The organism is Pseudomonas sp. Eqa60, assembly GCF_018326405.1.
GTDB classification, from domain to species: Bacteria; Pseudomonadota; Gammaproteobacteria; order Pseudomonadales; family Pseudomonadaceae; genus Aquipseudomonas; species Aquipseudomonas protegens.
This window is the reverse complement of the sequence record NZ_AP024342.1, coordinates 6,041,994-6,061,454: the sequence shown is the minus strand read 5'-3', so window position 1 is coordinate 6,061,454 and position 19,461 is coordinate 6,041,994. Positions and strand designations below refer to the sequence as shown.

Sequence of the window (19,461 nt, the reverse complement as noted above, 5' to 3'; positions counted from 1 at the left end):
GGGCTCTGTTCGCCGGCAAGGCTCCCGTCGGAGCCTTGCCGGCGAAAGCGTCATTCCAGGCAGCGCCTTTCTTTACTTGAACACTGCCGCCTGCCCCTCGGGCGAGGTGAACATCCGGTCACCGTCATGCCCGACCCCGGGCACCTCCACCAGCCGTTGCAGCAAGCCTTGCGGATGACGCCGCACCAGGTAGTCGAAGTAGTTGTGCCCGCGAATCAACCGGTACGCGCCCTGGGTCTCGGCGGCGCAGCTCTTGTCCAGGGCGGGATGGTTGGGATCGGTGTCCTGCTGGCCCAGCAGGTAGGTGATGTCGCGCGTCACGTAGCCCTGTTCAAGCTGCGCCGGGGAATGGCCGCCGGCATAGGCCGGTAGCCGGTTCAGGCCGTACTTCCAGTCGTTGAAGCCCGGGCAACTGGCCGGTTCGAATGCCACCGGGCGCCATGCGTCGAAGTAGGCGTAGGACGACGGATTGGCGATCACGTAGCGCAGGCCGATCCCGGCCTTTTCCAGCTCGGGGTGGCTGCCGGTGCTCAGCGCATAGCGCTGCACCACCTGGGCGCCGCCGGAGTGACCGGCGATCACCACTTCCTTGAGTGCTGGAAAACGTTTGCGGTCTTCCAGGCGCTGGAGGATGGCATCGAGCACCGCATAGGAGCTGACGGCCTGCGGGCCCACTGAAGGTTCGCCGGCCATCCAGCCATTGCCCTTCCAGCGCAGTAGCGCGTCTGGCAATTGATGGCGGGCGATGTCGCTCTGGTTGAGAAACTGCGGGGCGATCACCAGGGTTGTTGTGCTTTGCCCGGCCTGCCCGGCAGCGCTTTGCCCACTGTGCAGATACGTCTGGGCGTTGCGCAGCCGGCCGTGAACGATGATCAGGGCCCGCTCTACGCCCGGCAGCGGCTGGCGCCAATCCTGGCTCAGGCCCAGCGCCAGTTGCCCGCCCTCCAGGGGCAGGCGTTGCGGGCTGATGACCTTGACCCCCTGTTCCGCCGCCTGGACGCCGCAGCCACCCAGGCACAGCAGCAGGACCAGCAAGCGGCGCATCTACAGGCTCCTGGCGCTGAAGGTATCGCACTGGCTGACCTGGCCCTGGCTGAAGCCGGTCTTGAACCAGCGCACTCGCTGCGCCGAGGTGCCGTGGGTGAAGGAGTCCGGCACCACCCGGCCCTGGCCTTGCTGCTGCAGGCGGTCGTCACCGATGGCATTGGCGGCGTTCAGGGCTTCTTCCACATCCCCGGGTTCCAGCCAGTTCAGGCGCTTCTGTGCGTGATAGGCCCAGACCCCGGCAAAGCAGTCGGCCTGCAGCTCCTGGCGTACCAGCAGGCCGCCATCGCCTTGCATCTGCTGGCCCTGCTGGCGCGCGGCCTGGATTTTTGCCGAGACCCCGAGCAGGGTCTGCACGTGGTGCCCGACCTCATGGGCAATCACGTAGGCCTGGGCGAAGTCGCCGGCGGCGGAAAAGCGCTGGGCCATCTCCCGGAAGAAGTCCATGTCCAGGTACACCTGGCGGTCGGCGGGGCAGTAGAAGGGCCCGCTGGCGGAAGTGGCCGCGCCACAGGCGGAATTGACCCGGCCCCGGAACAGGATCAGCTTGGGCGGCTGATACTGGCGGCCGGCTTGCTGGAAGATCTGGCCCCAGGTGTCTTCGGTGTCACCGAGGATGGCGCGGACAAACTCTGCCTGTTCGTCATTGGCCGGTGGTGCCTTGCGTGCCTGGGTGGTGGCCGGCGCTGAAGTCTGCCCGCTCTGCTGGCCCAGCAGTTGCCCGAGGATCTGCAGCGGATCCTGGCCAGTGGCCCAGCCGATGCCGACGATCAGTACGATCGCCGTCAGGCTCAAGCCCTTGCCTCCACCGAACCGCATGCCACCGCCACCGCCGGCGCTGCTGTCATCTCGCGCGTCCACGACGTTGTCGCTGCGCCGGCCTTTTTTCCAAAGCATGGGGGTGTCCTCGTTTTTTCTGCTGGTCAGTGTTGCTGGTGGCTCGAACCGGCGCCAGTCCGGTCGTCAGGGATTTTTCTGCACGCTACCATGGCCCGGTTACGGATCGATCCGATCCAGGTGCATTCGGGGCTCCCTATTGAACATCGATACCCGCATCAAATTCCGTCACTTGGTGTGTTTTCTTGAAATGGCCCGCCAGGGCAGCCTGGCCCGGGCGGCCGATGTCCTGGCGGTGAGCCAGCCGGCGATGTCGAAAACCCTCAAGGAACTGGAAGCGTTGCTGGAGACCCGGCTGTTTGCCAGGAGCAAGGCCGGCCTCAGCCTGACCGAGGCCGGGCGGGCCTTCCTGCGTTATGCCGGGCCTTCGGTGCAGGCCCTGCGGGAAGGTGTCAGCAGCCTGCGCGGCGGTGAGTACGCCGCCGGGCTGGTGCGCATCGGTGTGCTTTCCACGGTGGAAAGCCTGCTGCTGCCGGAGGTGATGCGGCGCCTGCATCAGCGCCATTCGGCGCTGACCGTGAGTGTGCTGACCGGCCCCAGTGCTTACCTGCTGTCGCAATTGCGGGTCGGCGACCTGGACCTGGTGGTGGGGCGCATGACCGAGAGTCCGGAGATCCACGGCCTGAGCTTCGAGCATCTGTACAGCGAATCCATGACCCTGGTGGCCCGCCCGCAGCATCCACTGGCAACCGGCCCTCTGGACCGCGACGCGGTGAGCGCCTATCCCCTGGTGCTGCCCCTGGCCGGCACCAGCATTCGCAAGCACGCCGACAGCCTGTTCATCCAGTGCGGCATTGCCCCGTCGCAGCAGCGTCTGGAAACCCTCTCGGTGGCCCTGAGCCGGCGCTACACCTTGTCCAGCGACGCGCTGTGGATCGCGCCGCTGGATGCCGTGCGCCTGGACCTGGCCAATGGCGAACTGCAGGAGCTGGACCTGGGCCTGCACGAACCCGGTGGCTCGGTGGGGATTTCCAGCAATGCCAGCCTGCCTTTGTCCCTGGCGGCGCAATGGGCGGTGGAGGTGCTCCGGGAAGTGGGGCTGGCCTATCGCGAGGGCAGTTATCCATAACCATTTGGTTATTGATTGAGGGCGGCATTTCAATTTTCCCCGCTCCTGGTTTGTTTGAAACTGCGCCGGCTGCGCTCCATAAATCAAACAACAGGAGATCGACATGTCTGATGCAGACAGCAGTCGCTTCGTGATTCGCGACCGTAATTGGCACCCCAAGGCCCTGACCCCCGACTACAAGACCTCCGTCACTCGCTCCCCGCGCCAGGCGCTGGTGAGCATCCCACAATCGGTCAGTGAAACCACAGGCCCGGACTTTTCCCACCTGCGCACCGGGCGTTTCGACAACGACCTGCTGCTCAACTTCAACAACGGTGGCTTGCCCGTGGGCGAGCGGATCATCGTTTCCGGGCGGGTCTGCGATCAGTACGGCAAACCCATTCCCCATACCCTGGTGGAAATGTGGCAAGCCAACGCCGGCGGCCGCTACCGGCACAAGAACGACCGCTACCTGGCGCCCCTGGACCCGAACTTCGGTGGCGTCGGCCGGGCCCTCACCGACCGTGATGGCTACTACAGTTTCCGCACCATCAAGCCCGGCCCCTACCCGTGGCGCAACGGCCCCAATGACTGGCGCCCGGCGCATATCCATTTCTCCATCAGTGGCCCGTCGATCGCCACGCGCCTGATCACCCAGCTGTATTTCGAAGGCGACCCGCTGATCCCGCTGTGCCCGATCGTCAAGTCCATCGCCAACCCGGACGCGGTACAGAGCCTGATCGCGCGCCTGGACATGGGCGGCGCCAACCCCATGGATTGCCTGGCCTACCGCTTCGACATCGTGCTGCGCGGCCAGCGCAAGACCCACTTCGAGAACTGCTGAGGAGCCTGACATGCCTGTTCAACTGCTGCCTGAAACCCCCTCGCAAACGGCCGGCCCCTATGTGCATATCGGCCTGGCCCTGGCGGCCGCGGGAAACCCGCCGCGCCCCGAGGAAATCTGGAACCAGATGGCCAAGGCCGATGCGCCGGGTGAGCGGATCCTGCTGATCGGCCACGTCTACGATGGCAATGGCCACCTGGTGCGCGATTCATTCCTGGAGTTCTGGCAGGCCGACCACGCCGGGGTCTACGACCCGGTGTTCGATACGGAGAAACCGTTCAACTGCTTCGGTCGCACCGCCACCACCTTCGATGCCGGGGAATGGACACTCAACACGGTCAAGCCCGGGGTGGTGAACAACGCAGCTGGCGTGCCGATGGCGCCGCACATCAACCTGTCGCTGTTTGCCCGGGGATCAATATCCACCTGCACACCCGGCTGTACTTTGCCGACGAGCCGGAGGCCAACGCCCAGTGCCCGGTGTTGAACCTGATCGAACAGCCCCAGCGCCGGGAAACCCTGCTGGCCCATCCTTGCGAGGTGAATGGCCAGCGCGCCTATCGCTTCGACATTCGCATCCAGGGTGAAGGCGAGACGGTGTTCTTCGACTTCTGAAAAAAGCCTGAGGCCATGCATGGCACCCTGCGGGGCCCACCCATGGCCGCAGTGGGTCAATGATCGAAATGATCCCAGACCGGAGCGAAGTCCGGGCTGACCTGACGCTGATCCTTGGGCAGGCCGGCGATCAGTGCCCGGTCTTCATCGTCCAACTGCAGCTTGAGGGACTCCAGGTTGGCCAATTGGTTGGCCCGACTGCTGGCTTTGGGAATGGCCGCGACGTTGTTCTGATCCAGCAACCACTTGAGCGCCACCTGGGTCGGCAGCACGCCGTGCTTGGCGGCGATCTGCCGGATCTCGGCCACCTCGGACACCTTGTTGCGTGCCAGCGGCGTATAGGCGGTCAGCACCATGTCGCGGCTGCGGGCATAGTCCAGCAGGCCGCTTTGCCCCAGCAGCACGTGGTATTCCACCTGGATCGCCGACAGCGGTGCGCCCAGCCCTTCAATCACTCGGCGCAGCAGCGCCAGGGGGAAATTGGCCACGCCAATGTGCTTCACCAGTCCCTGTTCCCTGAACGACACCAGGGTTTCGATGCTGCGTTCCAGCTCCCAATCGCTGGTGGGCCAGTGGATATGAAACAGATCCACATAATCGCAGCGCAGGGCTTTCAGGCTGCGCTCCAGGGAATGGCGCATGGCCTCGGGGCGCAGTTGGTCCCACCAGACCTTGGTGGTGAGGTGGATCTGCTCCCGGGGCACCGGGGTGTTGGTCAGGGCCTGGCCCACGGCGTCTTCGTTGTTGTAGGCCTGGGCGGTATCGATGTGTCGGTAACCCAGGTCCAGGGCCTGTTCCACGGCGCGAGTGCACTCGTCATCGAGCATCGGCCAAGTGCCGAGGCCAAGCTTGGGCATGTGCAGGCCACTGTGGGTCAGGACTGGGCAATCTACGGAGTGAGGCATGGGCAATCTCCCTGTGGATAAAAGAACACGGCCGGGTCGGCGAGGGCTGTCGGGCGTCGCTGGTTTGGACAGCGCAGCCGCACAGAAAATGCCCGGCGAATCGAGTGTGGAGGCCTGTGGTGGTTGTTGTATTTATGGAAAGTGATTCCAAAAAATATACGAGCTCGGCTAACCTGCGCACAAGGCGTTGTGTCGGGTGAAAAGCCCGCTTTCGTCGATTCCGGGCGGTAATCGAACCACGCCCTGCAGTTCCCCAACCGGCCCGTTGTCACTAGAATCGGCCAAATTTTGTCGGGACCCGACCATGGCTGGCAGTCAAATCGAACGCGTCTTCAGCGTTCTCGAACGTCTTACCGGTGATCCCCGCGGCCTGCCGTTGCAGACCCTGGCGGAACAGCTGGAAATCCCCAAAAGTGCAACCCATCGCCTGTTGGCGGAGTTGATTCGCCTGGGCTATGTGCGGCAGAACCCGGACAACCTGCGCTACCAGCTGTCCACCCGGCTGGTGGCCATGGGCTTTCGCTACCTGTCTGCCAGCGGCGCGGACATCGTCCAGCCGGTACTCGATCGCCTGGCCCAGGAGTCCGGCGAGCTGGTACGCCTGGGGGTGATCGAAGGCGAGCGCCAGACCTGGATTGCCAAGTCCCAGGGCGCCCGTTCCGGGCTGCGTTACGACCCGGACATGGGCCGCGAGGCGCCGCTGTTCTACACCGCTTCCGGGCATGCCTGGCTGGCCACTCTGAGTGACGCCGAGGCGTTGTCCCTGGTGGAGCGCCAGCGCGTGGAAACCCCGGCGGACCTGGGGCCCAATGCGCCGCGCTCGAACATCGAGTTGCTGGAGCGCCTGCGCCTGGCCCGCGAGCAGGGCTACGCCTGGGTCGAGGAAAGCTCGGCGGTCGGCACCTCGGCGATTGCCGCGGTGGTGCGCCATCCCATCGATGGCCGGGTCGTGGGTGTGCTCAGCGTTGCCGGCCCCAGCGCGCGCCTGCCCCTGGCGCGGCTGCATGAACTGGCGCCATTGCTGCTGCAATTTGCCCAAGAGCTGTCGGCCGCCAGCCAGGCTTCCGAACTGTTCAACTGACGCCACGCGCTCTGCCCGTAGCCGTTGCTTGCCCTGGCGGCTACGGGCAGAGCAGGAAGGCGCAGGGTTTCCGCGAATCCTTACAAAGCCGTTCGGTAATCGGACAGTATTTTTTATCGCTCTTGTGTGAAATTGGAACTGAGTTCTAAATAATTGAATATCAGCGTCCCGATAACAATCACAAGAGGATTCGCCATTGAACCCGCCACTGCGCATTGCCCTGATCGGCGTCGGCAATATGGGGCAGCAGCACTATCAACACCTCAAGACCCTGGCCGAGGCCAGTCTGTGCGCCGTGGCCGACCCCGGGCCCCAGGCGCAAGCCATCGCGGGGCAATGGCAGGTGCCGCATTTCAGCGATCACCGGACCTTGCTCAAGGACGCGCGCCCGGATGCGGTCATCGTCGCCAACCCCAATAACCTTCACGTCAGCACTGCCCTGAATTGTCTGGCGGCGGGTATCCCGGTGCTGCTGGAAAAACCCGTGGGCGTGCACCTGGATGAAGTGCGCGAGCTGGTGGCGGCATCGCGCACTAACGGCGTGCCGGTGCTGGTGGGGCATCATCGGCGACACAATCCGTTGATCGCCCGGGCCCATGAACTGGTGCACGGCGGCGCCCTGGGCCGGCTGACCACAGTCACTGCGCTCTGGCAGTTGCACAAGCCCGAGAGTTACTTCGATGTGCCCTGGCGTCGTGAGCCCGGCGCCGGCATGTTGCTGACCAACCTGATCCACGACCTCGACCTGTTGCGGCACCTGTGCGGAGAAGTGCGACAGGTGCAGGCCATCACCAGCAACACCGTGCGTGGTTACGCCAATGAGGATTGTGCGGCGGTGCTGCTGCAGTTCGACAACGGCGCCCTGGGCAGCCTCACCGGTTCCGATGCGGTGGCGGCGCCCTGGAGCTGGGAGCTGGATTCCGGGGAGAACCCGGTGTATCCGCGCCAGGCCGATCAGCCTTGCTACCTGCTGGCCGGCACTCAGGGAGCCTTGAGCATTCCTCAGCTCAAGCGCTGGCACTACGCCGAAGCGGGCGCCGGTTGGCACCAGCCCTTGTTGATGCAGCAGGAAAGCTTCGTGCCGGATGAGGCGCTGCGCTTGCAACTGCAGCATTTCGTCAAGGTCGCCCGGGGCGAAGTCGCGCCCCTGGTCAGCGCCGCCGATGCCGCTCGTACCCTGGCCCTGATCGAAGCCATTCGCCAGGCCGCCGCCACGGGTCGCGCCTGCACCCCAACCCCCATTGAGTGAACAACTGATGAGTGAACGGATTTTTTCCCTGGCCAGCCTGACCGTGCTGGAGCTGTCTCCGCCAGAGATGGTGGAAGTGGCGGCCCGTGCCGGCTACAGCCATTTGGGCCTGCGGCTGGTGCCGGCAACCCCGGAGGAACATCACTTTCCGCTGGTGGCCGATACCGGCTTGCGTCGGCAAACCCGGGATCGCCTGCGCGATACCGGGGTGCGGGTGCTGGATGTGGAGATCCTGCGGCTCAAGCCGCAGACCCGGATCAGCGACTTCGAGGCGGTGCTGGCGGTGGGCGCCGAGTTTGCCGCCAGCGAGTTGCTGGTGGCGGGCAATGATCCCGATGAGGCGCGCATGACCGACAACTTCGCCGCCTTGTGCGATCTGGCGCAGCAGTACGGACTGCATCCCCATCTGGAGTTCATGCCCTGGACCGATGCGCGCAACCTGGAGCAGGCGGTGCGGGTGGTGGAAAACGCCGGCCGTGACAATGGCTGTGTGCTGGTGGATGCCTTCCACTTCGATCGTTCGGGATCGCGCCTGGAGGACCTGGCCAAGGTTGATCCGGCGCGCCTGCGTTATGCACAGTTGTGCGATGTCGCCGGGCCCTGTCCGGCCGATATGCAGGAGATCCTGCGCCAGGCCCGTAACGAGCGGCGTTTTCCAGGGGAGGGCGATTGTGATCTGGCGGGGCTGCTCAAGTGCCTGCCGCCAGAACTGCCCCTGAGCCTGGAAATACCCACGGTGCAGTTGCTGGAGCAGGGTGTGAGTGCTTTGCAGCGAGCGCAGATGGCGCTGGATGCAACTCGCGCGCTGCTGGCCAGGATCTGAGTCGGCGGGAGGACTTTCGCCGGCAAGCCGGCTCCTACAAATACCCGGTAGGCGCTGGCGGACCGCGAAGCTGTGTTTTCAATCACCCCAAGGAATGCCCATGACCCGCAGCACGCCACTTTCCGGGATCAATCACCCCTTCAAGGGCATTCTGCTGATCGTCCTGGCGACCTTTCTGTTCGCCAGCCACGATGCCCTGTCCAAATACCTGTCGGGGTTCTTCCCGGTGATCATGGTGGTCTGGGCCCGTTACCTGATCCATACCTTGCTGATGGCCGGGATCTTCCTGCCGCAATCGGGCCTGCGTGTGCTGCGCAGCAAGCTCCCACTGCTGCAACTGGCCCGGGCTCTGTGTCTGTTGAGCACCAGTCTGCTGTTCACCTCGGCGTTGCTGTTCATCCCCCTGGCCGAGGCCACGGCGGTCAACTTTCTCGCCCCGGTGCTGGTCACCGCATTGTCGGTGCCCTTGCTCGGCGAACAGGTGACGCGCGGCCAGTGGCTGGCGGTGATCTGCGGTTTCGTCGGGGTGCTGATCATCGTGCATCCGGGCGGCGAGCTGTTCACGCCGGCGGTGTTGCTGCCGTTCTGTTCGGCGCTGTTCTTCTGTTTCTATCAACTGCTCACACGCAAGCTGGCCGAGCATGACAGCCCCACCAGCAGCAACTTCTTTGCCGGGCTGTGCAACACCCTGGTGATGACGGCGCTGGTGCCGTTCTTCTGGCAGACCCCCGGGTTCCTCCATGGCTTGCTGATGCTGGCGCTGGGCGCCTGCGGCATGAGTGCCCACCTGTTCCTGACCCAGGCCTTTCGTCATGCGGCGCCGGCGCTGCTGGCGCCCTTCGGTTATTGCCAGATTGTCTTTGCCGGGTTGCTGGGCTGGTTGCTGTTCGGCCACGCGCCGTCGTTGATCACCCAGGTGGGCATCATCGTGATCTGCCTCAGCGGGCTGGCGGCGGCCTGGCAGCAACGCCGCGGCTGAGACGATTCAGAAACGCAAGCGTACCACCAGGTTCTGCAGGCCGGCCGCCAAGTGTGACAGCTCCTGGCTGGTGGCGTTGGTGCGGGTGGCTGCGTCGGCGCTTTCCAGGGACAGGTCGCGGATGTTCAGCAGGTTGCGGTCCACTTCACGGGCCACCTGGGCCTGTTCTTCCGAGGCACTGGCGATCACCAGGTTGCGCTCGTGGATCTGTTCCATGGCCCGGGTGATTTCCCCTAAGGCCAGCCCGGCCTGCTCGGCGATGGACAGGGTCTGGGCCACCCGCTGACTGTTGCCGTGCATGGACTGCACCACGCTGTCGGTGTCGCCCTGGACCCGGCCGATCATCTGTTCGATTTCCTGGGTCGACTGCTGGGTGCGATGGGCCAGGGCCCGCACTTCGTCTGCCACTACGGCAAAACCACGGCCGGCTTCCCCAGCCCGCGCGGCCTCGATGGCGGCGTTCAGGGCCAGCAGGTTGGTCTGTTCGGCAATGGCGCGGATCACGTCCAGCACCTTGCCGATTTCCCGTGACTGCTCGGCCAGGGTCTGCACTTGCTGCAGGGCGATGCCGACATCGCTGCTCATGGCCTGGATCGCGTCCAGGGTCTGGGTCACCCGGGCTTGCCCCTGGGTGGCCTGGGCGGTGGACTGGCGGGTGGTGTCGGAGGTGGACACTGCGTTGCGTGCCACTTCCTCGACGGCCGCGGTCATCTCATTGACGGCCGTGGCTGCTTGCTCGATTTCGTTGTGTTGCTGCTGCAGCCGGCTGGAGTCCTGATGGGTGCTCTGGCTCATCTGTTGCGCGGCGGCGGCCAGTTGGGTCGAGGTGCTGCTGATCAGTTGCAGGGTTTCACGCAGGCTGGCCTGCATCCTGGCCAGGGCCTTGAGCAGGCGCGCGGTTTCATCGCTGCCCTCGCAGTGGATGGGGCGGCCGAGATCGCCGGCGGCCACTTGCTCGGCCACGTCCACAGCCTGGCGGATGGGCACGAGGATGCTGCGAATCAACAGCCAGGCCAGGCACAGGGTCAGCAGGGCGACGGCCAGCAGGGCGCCGATCACCGTGACTTTGACCTGGGTGTACAGCGCGTCGGCATGCTGCGCCGACTGGCTGACTTCCTCGGCAGTCAGGTTCATCAGTTCGGCGAACTGGTCGCCGGTCTGGGTCGAGTAATCCTGGATCTTGCCGTTGAGCAGGGCGGTCATCTCGGCGCTGCGGTTGTCCTGGGACAGGGCTTCATACTGGGCCAGGGCCTGTTGGTAGCTCTTTACCGTGGCGAGGAATGTCTCGTATGGCACCCGGTTGTGATCGCCCACCAGCGGCGCGAACCTGGCCAGGGCCTGGTCGAGCCAGGCTTGCACTTGGTGCAGGCGAGCGATGGTGCTTTCCAGCACTTGCGGTTCACGGTTGAGGGCCATGCGCAGGCTCAGCACGCGGATGCTCAACACATAGTCGCGCACTTCCCCCAGGTAGCGGGTGCTGGGCAGGGAAATGTTTTCGGTGTGCTGGCCGGTGGAGCGGACCTCGGCCACTTGCTTGAGGGCGAACAGCCCCTGCAGCAGGACCAGCAGGGCAATCACGCCGAAGCTGATCACGGCGCGTTGGGCGATGCTCAGGTTACCGAGCGTCATGGGACGATCTCCGAGTCTGGAAAAACAAAAGGGGGGAGGGCGAGCCGATAAAAAAACGCGGGCCCGGAGTGGGCCTGCGTGAAAGGAGCATCAGTCTTCTACGCGGGGAATCTTGCGCGGGGCCATGAAGTACATCCAGGTCAGGGCAATGAAGTACATCGCCGGGATCAGGGTGAACAGCAGGGTGTAGTTGTTGTTGGTCACGGTCAGGATGTGGCCGACGATCTGGGTCATGAACATGCCGCCGATGGCCGCGCACATGCCGCCGAAGCCGAACACCGTGCTCATCATGTGCTTGGGCGTGTAGTCCATCACCAGGCTCCAGATGTTGGCGGTCCAGGCCTGGTGCGCGCCGATCCCCAGGGAGATGGCGAACACGGCCAGCCACAGGTTGGCGGTGCCGGCGGCCATGATCACGCCGATGATGCAGCAGGCGAACAGGAACATCGACAGCAGCCGCGCCTTGATCGGGTTCATGCCGCGCCCGATCAGGAACGAAGAGAGGATGCCGCCGCCGACGCTGCCGAAGTCGGCGGTCAGGTAGATGATGATCAGCGGGATGCCCATCTGGGTCACGTTGATGCCCAGGTTGTACTGCTGGTTGAGGAACGGCGGCAGCCAGTACAGGTAGAACCAGAACACCGGCGCTGTCATCGCGTAGGCCAGGGCGAAGGCCCAGGTGCCGCGCATGCGCAGGATGCGGCTGAAGGGCACGCGGGTTTCTTCCGGCTCCACCTGTTGCTGGATGTAGGCCAGCTCGGAGGCTTTGACGCTTGGATGATCTTCAGGGTTGAAGTACTTCAGGCCCCAGAACAGCAGCCAGATGCCACCCAGCGCGGCCATGCACAGGAACGCGGCCTGCCAGCCCCAGGCGTGGAGGATCAGCGGCAGCAGCATGGGCGTGAACATTGCGCCGACGTTGGTCCCGGCGTTGAAGATCCCGGTGGCCACGGCCCGTTCGCCGGCCGGGAACCACAGCCGTGTGGTCTTCACGCAGGCCGGGTAGTTGGCGGCTTCGGTGAGCCCGAGAATGAACCGGCAAACCATGAAGCCCGCCGCCGAAGTGGCCAGGCCGTGGGCGCCGGTGGCCAGGCTCCACAACAGCACGGCGAAGAAGAACACCCGCTTCACCCCAACCCGGTCGATCAGGCGGCCCTGGAGCACGAAGCCTACGGCGTAGCCGACCTGGAACCAGAAGTTGATGTTGGCGTAGTCCATCGCCGTCCAGTTCATTTCCTTGGCCAGGATCGGCTGCATCACGCCCAGTGCGGCGCGATCTATGTAGTTCAGGGTGGTGGCGAAGAACACCAGGGCGAGCATGCCCCAGCGGGTCTTGCCGACCGCCATGGCGCCGCGGATCTTGTCGCCGATGCCGCCGGCAACGCTGAGGCTCGGGGCGATGCGAGAGCTTTGGGAAGGAGTCATGTGGGCCATCCGTTCAGTGACTGGCGAGCCGGGGCTCGTCGGAACTCAAGGGCGCGTGACCAACCGTCGGCGGGGGCATGGCAGCCCGGGAACCTGCGGGTTGATCGGCTGGGGCGGCGCGTCGCTGCGGCAGATGCCGGGCAGGTGAGCGCCATCGGGTCGGCTGCAGCTCAGGGCTGTAGCGCGGCGTATTCCAGGGTGCCGGTTGAGGCCGTTGGCGGTATCAGCCAAAGGGATGTGCAGCAGTGAAGGGCGTTGAGTGCAAGCATGAGGGTGTACCCGATTTTTGAAATTTTTATGGTGTGTTCTGGGTCTGGGTGATTGAAGCCGGGGTTTGGGGCCGGCTCAACGTGCTATCGATGGTGCGCAGTGGCTGAAAAATCGTCAATTCGCCAATCTGTATTTTGTTCGATAATCGAACACAAAACTAACTGGTTCGTACACTTTAACAAGGCCTGTGGAATAATCCGCAACATCCAATAAAAAGCCGCGGTCCCCCTGTGCCCGACTGGCCGTCCTTACCCGGGAGTCGAATCATGCAGCGTTCCATTGCCACCGTGTCCCTGAGCGGTACCCTGCCGGAAAAACTCGAAGCCATCGCCGCCGCCGGGTTCGACGGCGTGGAGATCTTCGAGAACGACCTGCTCTACTACGACGGCAGCCCTCGGGAAATCAAGCAGATGTGCGCCGACCTGGGCATTGCCATCACCCTGTTCCAGCCATTCCGGGATTTCGAGGGCTGTCGTCGCGACCGTCTGCCGCGCAACCTGGAGCGCGCCGAGCGCAAGTTCGACCTGATGCAGGAGCTGGGCACCGACCTGGTGCTGGTGTGCAGCAACGCCTCGGCGGACAGCCTGGGGGACCGGCAGATCCTCATCGACGACCTGCACCTGCTGGCCGAGCGGGCCGGTGCCCGGGGCCTGCGCATCGGCTACGAAGCCCTTGCCTGGGGCCGTCACGTGAATACTTATCAACAGGTCTGGGACATCGTGCGCAGCGCCGATCACCCAAGCCTCGGGGTGTTGCTGGACAGCTTCCACACCCTGTCGCTCAAGGGCGACCCGGCGGCGATTGCCGAGATTCCGGGGGACAAGATCTTCTTCGTGCAGATGGCCGATGCGCCGATCCTGGCCATGGATGTGCTGGAGTGGAGCCGGCATTTCCGCTGCTTCCCCGGCCAGGGCGAATTCGACCTGCCGGGTTTTCTGGCGCCGATCATCAAGAGCGGCTACACCGGGCCGCTGTCCCTGGAGATCTTCAACGACGGCTTTCGCGCCGCGCCGCCGCGGGCCAACGCAGCCGATGGCTTGCGCTCGCTGCTGTACCTGGAAGAGAAGACCCGCGAGCGCCTGCTGCAGGAAGGCCAGCCGGTGGCGAACATCGACACCCTGTTCGCGCCGCCTGCGGTGCAGGCCTATGGCGGCACCGAGTTTCTCGAGTTCGCCGTGGACGAGGCCCTGGGCGCCAAGCTCGGCGGCTGGCTGGAGCGCCTGGGTTTCGCCAGGGCCGGGCAGCATCGCTCCAAGAGCGTCAGCCTGATGCGCCAAGGGGATATCAACCTGATCCTCAACTCCGAGCCCTATTCCTTCGCCCACAGTTTCTTCGAGGCCCACGGCCCTTCGGTGTGTGCCACGGCAATCCGGGTCAAGGACAGCGCCAAGGCCCTGGAGCGGGCGGTGGCCTACAAGGGCCAGCCCTATCGCGGCCTGGTGGGCCCCAATGAGCTGGAGCTGGCGGCGGTGCGCGAGCCCGATGGCAGCCTGATCTACCTGGTGGATCAGCAGCAGGGCGGCCAGCACCTGTACGACACCGATTTCAATATGCACAGCGGCGTGGTGGCCAAGGGCGGCCTCAAGCGCATCGACCACATGGCCATGGCCCTGCCGGCGGACAGCCTGGACAGCTGGGTGCTGTTCTACAAGAGCCTGCTGGACTTCGAGGCCGACGACGAAGTGGTGCTGCCCGACCCCTACGGCCTGGTGAAAAGCCGCGCCCTGCGCAGCCGTTGCAGCTCGATCCGCCTGCCGCTGAACATCTCGGAAAATCGCAATACTGCGATCTCCCATGCTTTGTCCAGCTATCGCGGTTCCGGGGTGCACCACATCGCTTTCGATTGCGACGACATCTTTGCCGAAGTCAGCCGGGCCAAGGAGGCTGGAGTGCCGCTGCTGGACATCCCGCTCAACTACTACGACGACCTGGCGGCACGCTTTGATTTCGACGACGAATTTCTCAGCGAACTGGCCTACTACAACGTCCTCTACGACCGCGATGCCCAGGGCGGCGAGCTGTTTCACGTCTACACCGAGCCCTTCGAAGGGCGCTTCTTCTTCGAGATCATCCAGCGCAAGAACGGCTATGCCGGCTACGGTGCGGCCAACGTCGCGGTGCGCCTGGCGGCCATGGCCAAATCACGCAGCGGTGCCGTGCGCCAGGCCAAGTTGTAGAAGATTGTTAACGACGGCGGTAACGGCCGCCGTCGCGCTTTCTTTCGCAGGGTGACGCGGCCCATAATCGCCCGCGTGTGCAGTGATGGCCGTGAGCCCAGAATGACAATGACCAGTGAACGCTCGATTGCGCCCGATGAGCCTGCTCTCGAACCGCGCAAGAGTCGCAAGAACAACCCGGAAAAGACCCGCGAGAACATCCTTCAAGAAGCCATTGTCGAGTTCGTCCAGCAGGGCTTGTCCGGCGCGCGAGTGGATGCGATCGCCGAACGCATCCATACCTCCAAGCGCATGATCTATTACTACTTCGGCAGCAAGGAGCAGCTGTACGTCGAGGTGCTGGAGAAGCTCTACGGCGATATCCGCAGCACCGAGAGCCGCCTGCACCTGGCAGAGCTGGCGCCGCAGGAAGCGATTCGCCGGCTGGTGGAGTTCACCTTCGATCACCACGACCGCAACGTCGATTTCGTGCGTATCGTCAGCATCGAGAACATCCACAAGGCCGAGTACGTGAAGCAGTCCGGCGTGATCAAGGCCATGAACAACACCATTCTCCATGCCCTGGGCGAGATCCTCGAGCGCGGCGCGCGCGAAGGCGTGTTCCGCGGCGGCCTGGATCCGCTGGATGTGCATTTGCTGATCAGCTCGTTCTGTTTCTACCGGGTCTCGAACCGCCACACCTTTGGCGAGATCTTCCAGATCGACCTGCCGGATGAAGGCATCAAGCAACGCCACCGGGAGATGATCTGCGAGTCGGTGCTGCGCTACCTGCAGGCCTGATCCCACTCTTTGTAGGAGCTGGCTTGGCAGGCGCTGGCTTGCCAGCGAAAGCGCCCGTAAGATCGCCATCGCCACCAAGGCTTCTGCAACCTGCACCACGACAAGGAAGGCACCATGGGCAACCCCGTTCCAACCCTGAAAATAATCCTGATCCTGATGATCGTGGTCGACACGTTCTGGTTCGGCGAGCGCCTGCTGTCCCTCACCGGGTTCAGCATGTTCGACTGGTTGCCGTCGTCGGTGATCAGTCTGGTGGGCATCCTTGGCAGCCTGCTGATGATTCTCTTCAATGTGCTGCTGATCGGCCTGCTCTCGCGCCTGCAGCTCAAATCCGACTAAGCAGGCTGTAGCCGCTACCGCAGGCTCGCCAGCGCCCTGAAGGCAGCAGCTGCTACCGAGCCCTGTCTCAGCCGTTCATGCTGTGAAAGTGCGCCAGCATACGCTGCGGGTCCGCGCGTTGGCCGCTGAACAGCTCGAACGCCTTGACCGCCTGGAACACCGCCATGGTGCCGCCGTCCAGGGTCCTGCAACCCAGGGCCCGGGCGTTGCGCAGCAGTTCGGTTTCCAGGGGAAAGTAGACGATCTCGGCAACCCACAGCTGCGCTCGCAGCAGTTCCACCGGCACCGGCATGCCCGGCAGCTTGGCCATGCCCATGGGCGTGGTGTTCACTAGCCCGTCGGCGCTGTGCAGGGCACTCGACAGATCACCGCCTGCCCGGGCCCGGGCGCTGCCGAAATGCTGGTTGAGGTTGTCCGCCAGGCTTTGCGCCCGCTGCGGCTCCACGTCAAAAATGTTCAGTTGCTCCACGCCTTCACTCAGCAGGGCGTGAGCCACTGCGGCCCCGGCACCGCCGGCGCCCATCTGCACCACCTGGCGCCTTGCCACGTCCGGCAGGCCGCGGCGAAAGCCCTCGGCAAAACCCAGGCAGTCGGTGTTGTGGCCGACTCGTTTGCCATCCTTGAGCACCACGGTGTTCACCGCACCGATGCCCCGGGCTTCCGGGGACAGTTCGTCGAGTAGCGGCAGGATGCTCTGCTTGCAGGGAAAGGTGATGTTCAGGCCGGTGAAGCTCATCTGCTCGGCGGCGCGCAACAGTTCAGGCAGGGCGCTGCTGTCCAGGCCCAGTTGATCCAGGTCGATCAAGCGGTACAGGTAGCGCAAATGCTGGGCATCGCCCTCTTGTTCGTGCAGGGCCGGGGTGCGGGAGGCCTGGATGCCGGCGCCAATCAGCCCGGCCAGAACACTGGCTTGCCGGCTCATGCGCCTTGCTCCTTGAACCGCTGGCTGAAGTGTTCCAGCGCCAGGCGATAGCCATGGCTGCCAAAGCCGCACATCACCGCCTGTGCGATGGCGGAAACGAAGGAGTGATGACGAAACGGTTCGCGCGCGTGGACGTTGGACAGGTGCACTTCGATCACCGGCAGCTCGCTGGCCACCAGGGCGTCACGGATTGCCACCGAGGTGTGGGTCCAGGCGGCCGGGTTGATCAGGATGCCGGCGCAGCGACCACGCGCCCCGTGGATCCAGTCGAGCAACTCGCCTTCGTGGTTGGTCTGGCGAAACTCCACAGCGAGGCCGAACTCCTCGGCGGCGCGGCCGCACAGGGCGGAAATGTCAGCCAGGGTTTCGTGGCCGTAAGTGGCCGGCTCGCGGGTGCCGAGCAGGTTCAGGTTCGGGCCGTTGAGCACCAGAACGATAGGACGCATGGGGTAAATCTCCGTTGTTATTGTCGGCCTCGGGAGAGCGTACGAGGCGTTGAAAGGTAAATTGTACTAACTGGTTAATTTGGTCAATTGGCGGTAGATGCGCAACGGGGGGCGGGCGGATTAAGTGTTCGGTAATCGAACGGCAGCGTAGGGCTCGCAGGTGCAAGGCTGACGCCAATGAGTGCTTATATCAATTGAAAATCATTCTCGACTGACCGTAAGATGCCCGGCAATTTCCTTCATGTTCCAGGGAGTCGGTTTGTCGGACGTGGATCTCAAGGGACTGTTTCTCAAGCATGCCGCTGCCTTGCGTGGGTACCTGGCGCGCAAGATACGGGACCCGCAGTTGGCCGCTGATCTGGTGCAGGAGAGTTTCCTGCGGCTGGCCGAGCACACGCGCGGCGAGCGTATCGACAACTCCCAGGGCTATCTCTACCGCACGGCGAACAATCTGCTGATCGACCATGTACGTCAGGAGGCGCGGCGCAAGACCGAGACCGTGCCCCATGAAGTGCTGGCCGACATCGAGGATGAGGCGGCCGGGCTGGAGGCTCAGGCGATGGCGCAGCAACAGCGCAAGGCACTGAAACAGGCGATCATGGAACTGCCCCCGCGGACCCAGGAAATCTTTCGCCTCAACCGTATCGAAGGCATGACCCACGCCGAGGTGGCCCGGCACCTGAATATTTCCGACAGCTCGGTGCAAAAGCACCTGTCCCGGGCGCTGGCCTATGTGATGCAGCGTTTGCAGGCTACCGACGGTCGGCCGGTCGACGAGTGAGTTACGGTAAAAGTCGGGGTCAGACGTCACTGCTTATATATAACGAGAAATCGAGATTCACACGTGAATAGCCAGGGTCCGCAAGAGCGCAGTATCACCGAGGCCGCCGCCGACTGGGCGGTGCGTTTGCACGCGGGAGGCCTGAGCGCCACCGAGCAGGCGCAGCTTGCCCAATGGCAGGCCGCCGACCCGCGTCATCCCCAGGCTCTGGTGTTTGCCCGGCAGACCTGGGAGGCCCTGGGCGAGTTGCGCCTGGACCCCGAACTGGCGGCCACTGCCCCACCACGGCGCCAGGCGGCGCGGCCTGCGGCGACAATACCGCGCCCGCGCCGTCGACGCCGGCTGGTGCGGGCCGCCAGCGTGGCGATGCTGGTACTGGCGGTGGCCCTGGGCTGGCTGCAAGGGCCGCAGGCGCTGCTGTACCTGCAGGCTGACTACCTTACCGGCAAGGGCGAGGTGCGCACCGTACAACTGGCCGATGGCAGCCAGGTGGAGCTGGATTCGGGCAGCGCCATTCGCCTGGACTACAGCGGCGACAAGCGCCAGGTTCAATTGCTGGCCGGCTCCGCGGTGTTTGACGTGGCGCCTATGGCCGGCGAGGAAAAAAGACCTTTTATCGTGCAGAGTGCCGGCGGCCAGACCCGCGCCCTGGGCACCCGTTTCGTGGTCGGGCGCGAGAGTGCTCAACAGGCCTGGGTCGGCGTGTTGCAGCACAGTGTCGCGGTGAGCCTGGATGCCCCGGCGCAACGTGGGGCCTCCGAGCGGGTGCTGCAAGAGGGGCAGAGCGTACGCTATGACCCGCAGTCGGGGGTGGTGGCGCTTGATGGGCTCGACCTGCAGCGGGCTACCAGTTGGCGGCGCGGCGTCCTGGTGTTCGACCGCCAGCCCCTGGGCCTGGTGGTGGAGCGCCTCAATCGCTATCGGCCCGGGCGGGTGGTGCTGACCAACAGTGCCCTGGCCCAGCGTCAGGTCAGCGGTGTCTTCCGCCTGGACATGCTCGATGCAGCCCTGGTTACCCTGACCCAGGAATTGCAGGTGCAGCGTTTCGACCTGGCCGGCGTCAGCCTGATTTACTGAGGCCTGCGGGCCTTTTTCCACCCTTGTGCAAAATAATTCAAAAAAACCTTACTGAGTTTTCCTGCCTGGCACGTCTAGCTAATTGAGATGCATTCGCATAAACAAAAATAGCCAGCGCAGGAACAAGGGA

The 19,461-nt window shown here is 64.2% G+C and carries 18 protein-coding genes and 1 pseudogene; 12 read left to right on the top strand and 7 right to left on the bottom strand.

Annotation, left to right across the window (positions count from 1 at the left end; all coding sequences use genetic code 11):
- Positions 1–72: 72 nt before the first annotated feature.
- Both KI242_RS27455 and KI242_RS27450 read right to left on the bottom strand, forming a co-directional pair.
- Positions 73–1,044 carry an alpha/beta hydrolase gene (locus tag KI242_RS27455; protein ID WP_123431471.1) on the bottom strand — a complete coding sequence of 324 codons (972 nt, stop codon included), beginning with the start codon at positions 1,042–1,044 and terminating at the stop codon, positions 73–75.
- Positions 1,045–1,941 carry a neutral zinc metallopeptidase gene (locus KI242_RS27450; protein ID WP_011063618.1) on the bottom strand — a complete coding sequence of 299 codons (897 nt, stop codon included), beginning with the start codon at positions 1,939–1,941 and terminating at the stop codon, positions 1,045–1,047.
- A gap of 139 nt (positions 1,942–2,080) precedes the next feature.
- Here KI242_RS27450 and pcaQ point away from each other — a divergent pair, with 139 nt between their 5' ends.
- The 3 genes and pseudogenes from pcaQ to pcaG all read left to right on the top strand — a co-directional run bounded on the left by pcaQ (position 2,081) and on the right by pcaG (position 4,448).
- Complete coding sequence (gene pcaQ / locus KI242_RS27445) at positions 2,081–3,010, top strand: pca operon transcription factor PcaQ (RefSeq protein WP_015637138.1); 930 nt, start codon at positions 2,081–2,083, stop codon at positions 3,008–3,010.
- Positions 3,011–3,113: 103 nt separating this feature from the next.
- Positions 3,114–3,833 carry a protocatechuate 3,4-dioxygenase subunit beta gene (gene pcaH / locus KI242_RS27440; protein ID WP_011063616.1) on the top strand — a complete coding sequence of 240 codons (720 nt, stop codon included), beginning with the start codon at positions 3,114–3,116 and terminating at the stop codon, positions 3,831–3,833.
- A 10-nt stretch (positions 3,834–3,843) separates the two neighbouring features.
- A pseudogene (gene pcaG, locus KI242_RS27435) lies at positions 3,844–4,448 on the top strand (protocatechuate 3,4-dioxygenase subunit alpha).
- Between the two features lie 56 nt (positions 4,449–4,504).
- On the opposite strand, the gene KI242_RS27430 reads toward pcaG, so the two are convergent.
- The gene (locus tag KI242_RS27430; protein WP_015637136.1) at positions 4,505–5,353 is read right to left on the bottom strand and encodes an aldo/keto reductase; all 849 of its coding nucleotides are present in this window, start codon (positions 5,351–5,353) and stop codon (positions 4,505–4,507) included.
- Positions 5,354–5,657: 304 nt separating this feature from the next.
- Between KI242_RS27430 and KI242_RS27425 the strand changes: the two genes are divergently transcribed.
- The 4 genes from KI242_RS27425 (at position 5,658) to KI242_RS27410 (ending at position 9,485) form a co-directional block, all read left to right on the top strand.
- Complete coding sequence (locus tag KI242_RS27425) at positions 5,658–6,434, top strand: IclR family transcriptional regulator (RefSeq protein ID WP_015637135.1); 777 nt, start codon at positions 5,658–5,660, stop codon at positions 6,432–6,434.
- A gap of 196 nt (positions 6,435–6,630) precedes the next feature.
- A complete protein-coding gene (locus KI242_RS27420) occupies positions 6,631–7,683 on the top strand; it encodes a Gfo/Idh/MocA family oxidoreductase (protein WP_015637134.1) in 1,053 nt (350 codons plus the stop codon).
- Between the two features lie 7 nt (positions 7,684–7,690).
- A complete protein-coding gene (locus tag KI242_RS27415; RefSeq protein WP_212805709.1) occupies positions 7,691–8,506 on the top strand; it encodes a sugar phosphate isomerase/epimerase in 816 nt (271 codons plus the stop codon).
- Between the two features lie 100 nt (positions 8,507–8,606).
- On the top strand, positions 8,607–9,485 hold the full coding sequence (locus KI242_RS27410; protein ID WP_212805708.1) for a DMT family transporter: 879 nt from the start codon (positions 8,607–8,609) through the stop codon (positions 9,483–9,485).
- 6 nt (positions 9,486–9,491) lie between these two features.
- Here KI242_RS27410 and KI242_RS27405 read toward each other — a convergent pair whose 3' ends face one another.
- Together KI242_RS27405 and KI242_RS27400 are read right to left on the bottom strand one after the other, a co-directional pair.
- Entirely contained in the window at positions 9,492–11,114 is a 1,623-nt protein-coding gene (locus KI242_RS27405; protein ID WP_212805707.1) for a methyl-accepting chemotaxis protein, read from the bottom strand.
- Between the two features lie 90 nt (positions 11,115–11,204).
- On the bottom strand, positions 11,205–12,539 hold the full coding sequence (locus tag KI242_RS27400; protein ID WP_011063608.1) for an MFS transporter: 1,335 nt from the start codon (positions 12,537–12,539) through the stop codon (positions 11,205–11,207).
- Between the two features lie 536 nt (positions 12,540–13,075).
- On the opposite strand from KI242_RS27400, the gene quiC reads away from it, so the two are divergent.
- The 3 genes from quiC (at position 13,076) to KI242_RS27385 (ending at position 16,105) form a co-directional block, all read left to right on the top strand.
- Complete coding sequence (quiC, locus tag KI242_RS27395) at positions 13,076–14,986, top strand: 3-dehydroshikimate dehydratase QuiC (RefSeq protein ID WP_011063607.1); 1,911 nt, start codon at positions 13,076–13,078, stop codon at positions 14,984–14,986.
- A gap of 102 nt (positions 14,987–15,088) precedes the next feature.
- On the top strand, positions 15,089–15,766 hold the full coding sequence (locus KI242_RS27390) for a TetR/AcrR family transcriptional regulator (RefSeq protein WP_011063606.1): 678 nt from the start codon (positions 15,089–15,091) through the stop codon (positions 15,764–15,766).
- Positions 15,767–15,880: 114 nt separating this feature from the next.
- Positions 15,881–16,105, top strand: a complete 225-nt coding sequence (locus tag KI242_RS27385) for a hypothetical protein (protein WP_015637127.1) — start codon at positions 15,881–15,883, stop codon at positions 16,103–16,105.
- A gap of 67 nt (positions 16,106–16,172) precedes the next feature.
- Here KI242_RS27385 and KI242_RS27380 read toward each other — a convergent pair whose 3' ends face one another.
- Both KI242_RS27380 and aroQ read right to left on the bottom strand, forming a co-directional pair.
- Positions 16,173–17,027 carry a shikimate dehydrogenase gene (locus KI242_RS27380; protein ID WP_011063605.1) on the bottom strand — a complete coding sequence of 285 codons (855 nt, stop codon included), beginning with the start codon at positions 17,025–17,027 and terminating at the stop codon, positions 16,173–16,175.
- On the bottom strand, positions 17,024–17,473 hold the full coding sequence (gene aroQ / locus KI242_RS27375; protein WP_011063604.1) for a type II 3-dehydroquinate dehydratase: 450 nt from the start codon (positions 17,471–17,473) through the stop codon (positions 17,024–17,026). Before aroQ ends, KI242_RS27380 begins: the two co-directional genes overlap by 4 nt.
- A gap of 259 nt (positions 17,474–17,732) precedes the next feature.
- Between aroQ and KI242_RS27370 the strand changes: the two genes are divergently transcribed.
- Both KI242_RS27370 and KI242_RS27365 read left to right on the top strand, forming a co-directional pair.
- Positions 17,733–18,254 (top strand): RNA polymerase sigma factor, encoded by a 522-nt coding sequence (locus tag KI242_RS27370; RefSeq protein ID WP_011063603.1) that lies wholly within the window; start codon positions 17,733–17,735, stop codon positions 18,252–18,254.
- A gap of 63 nt (positions 18,255–18,317) precedes the next feature.
- Positions 18,318–19,331 carry a FecR domain-containing protein gene (locus tag KI242_RS27365; protein ID WP_015637124.1) on the top strand — a complete coding sequence of 338 codons (1,014 nt, stop codon included), beginning with the start codon at positions 18,318–18,320 and terminating at the stop codon, positions 19,329–19,331.
- Positions 19,332–19,461: the final 130 nt, after the last annotated feature.

Excerpts from the sequence above, each read along its gene's own strand:
- quiC (WP_011063607.1), top strand. The coding sequence starts at position 13,076 with ATGCAGCGTTCCATTGCCACCGTGTCCCTGAGCGGTACCCTGCCGGAA.
- KI242_RS27455 (WP_123431471.1), bottom strand. The coding sequence starts at position 1,044 with ATGCGCCGCTTGCTGGTCCTGCTGCTGTGCCTGGGTGGCTGCGGCGTC.
- KI242_RS27405 (WP_212805707.1), bottom strand. The coding sequence starts at position 11,114 with ATGACGCTCGGTAACCTGAGCATCGCCCAACGCGCCGTGATCAGCTTC.
- KI242_RS27410 (WP_212805708.1), top strand. The coding sequence starts at position 8,607 with ATGACCCGCAGCACGCCACTTTCCGGGATCAATCACCCCTTCAAGGGC.
- KI242_RS27430 (WP_015637136.1), bottom strand. The coding sequence starts at position 5,353 with ATGCCTCACTCCGTAGATTGCCCAGTCCTGACCCACAGTGGCCTGCAC.
- aroQ (WP_011063604.1), bottom strand. The coding sequence starts at position 17,473 with ATGCGTCCTATCGTTCTGGTGCTCAACGGCCCGAACCTGAACCTGCTC.
- KI242_RS27385 (WP_015637127.1), top strand. The coding sequence starts at position 15,881 with ATGGGCAACCCCGTTCCAACCCTGAAAATAATCCTGATCCTGATGATC.
- KI242_RS27390 (WP_011063606.1), top strand. The coding sequence starts at position 15,089 with ATGACAATGACCAGTGAACGCTCGATTGCGCCCGATGAGCCTGCTCTC.
- KI242_RS27380 (WP_011063605.1), bottom strand. The coding sequence starts at position 17,027 with ATGAGCCGGCAAGCCAGTGTTCTGGCCGGGCTGATTGGCGCCGGCATC.
- KI242_RS27450 (WP_011063618.1), bottom strand. The coding sequence starts at position 1,941 with ATGCTTTGGAAAAAAGGCCGGCGCAGCGACAACGTCGTGGACGCGCGA.
- KI242_RS27415 (WP_212805709.1), top strand. The coding sequence starts at position 7,691 with ATGAGTGAACGGATTTTTTCCCTGGCCAGCCTGACCGTGCTGGAGCTG.
- KI242_RS27425 (WP_015637135.1), top strand. The coding sequence starts at position 5,658 with ATGGCTGGCAGTCAAATCGAACGCGTCTTCAGCGTTCTCGAACGTCTT.
- pcaH (WP_011063616.1), top strand. The coding sequence starts at position 3,114 with ATGTCTGATGCAGACAGCAGTCGCTTCGTGATTCGCGACCGTAATTGG.
- KI242_RS27400 (WP_011063608.1), bottom strand. The coding sequence starts at position 12,539 with ATGACTCCTTCCCAAAGCTCTCGCATCGCCCCGAGCCTCAGCGTTGCC.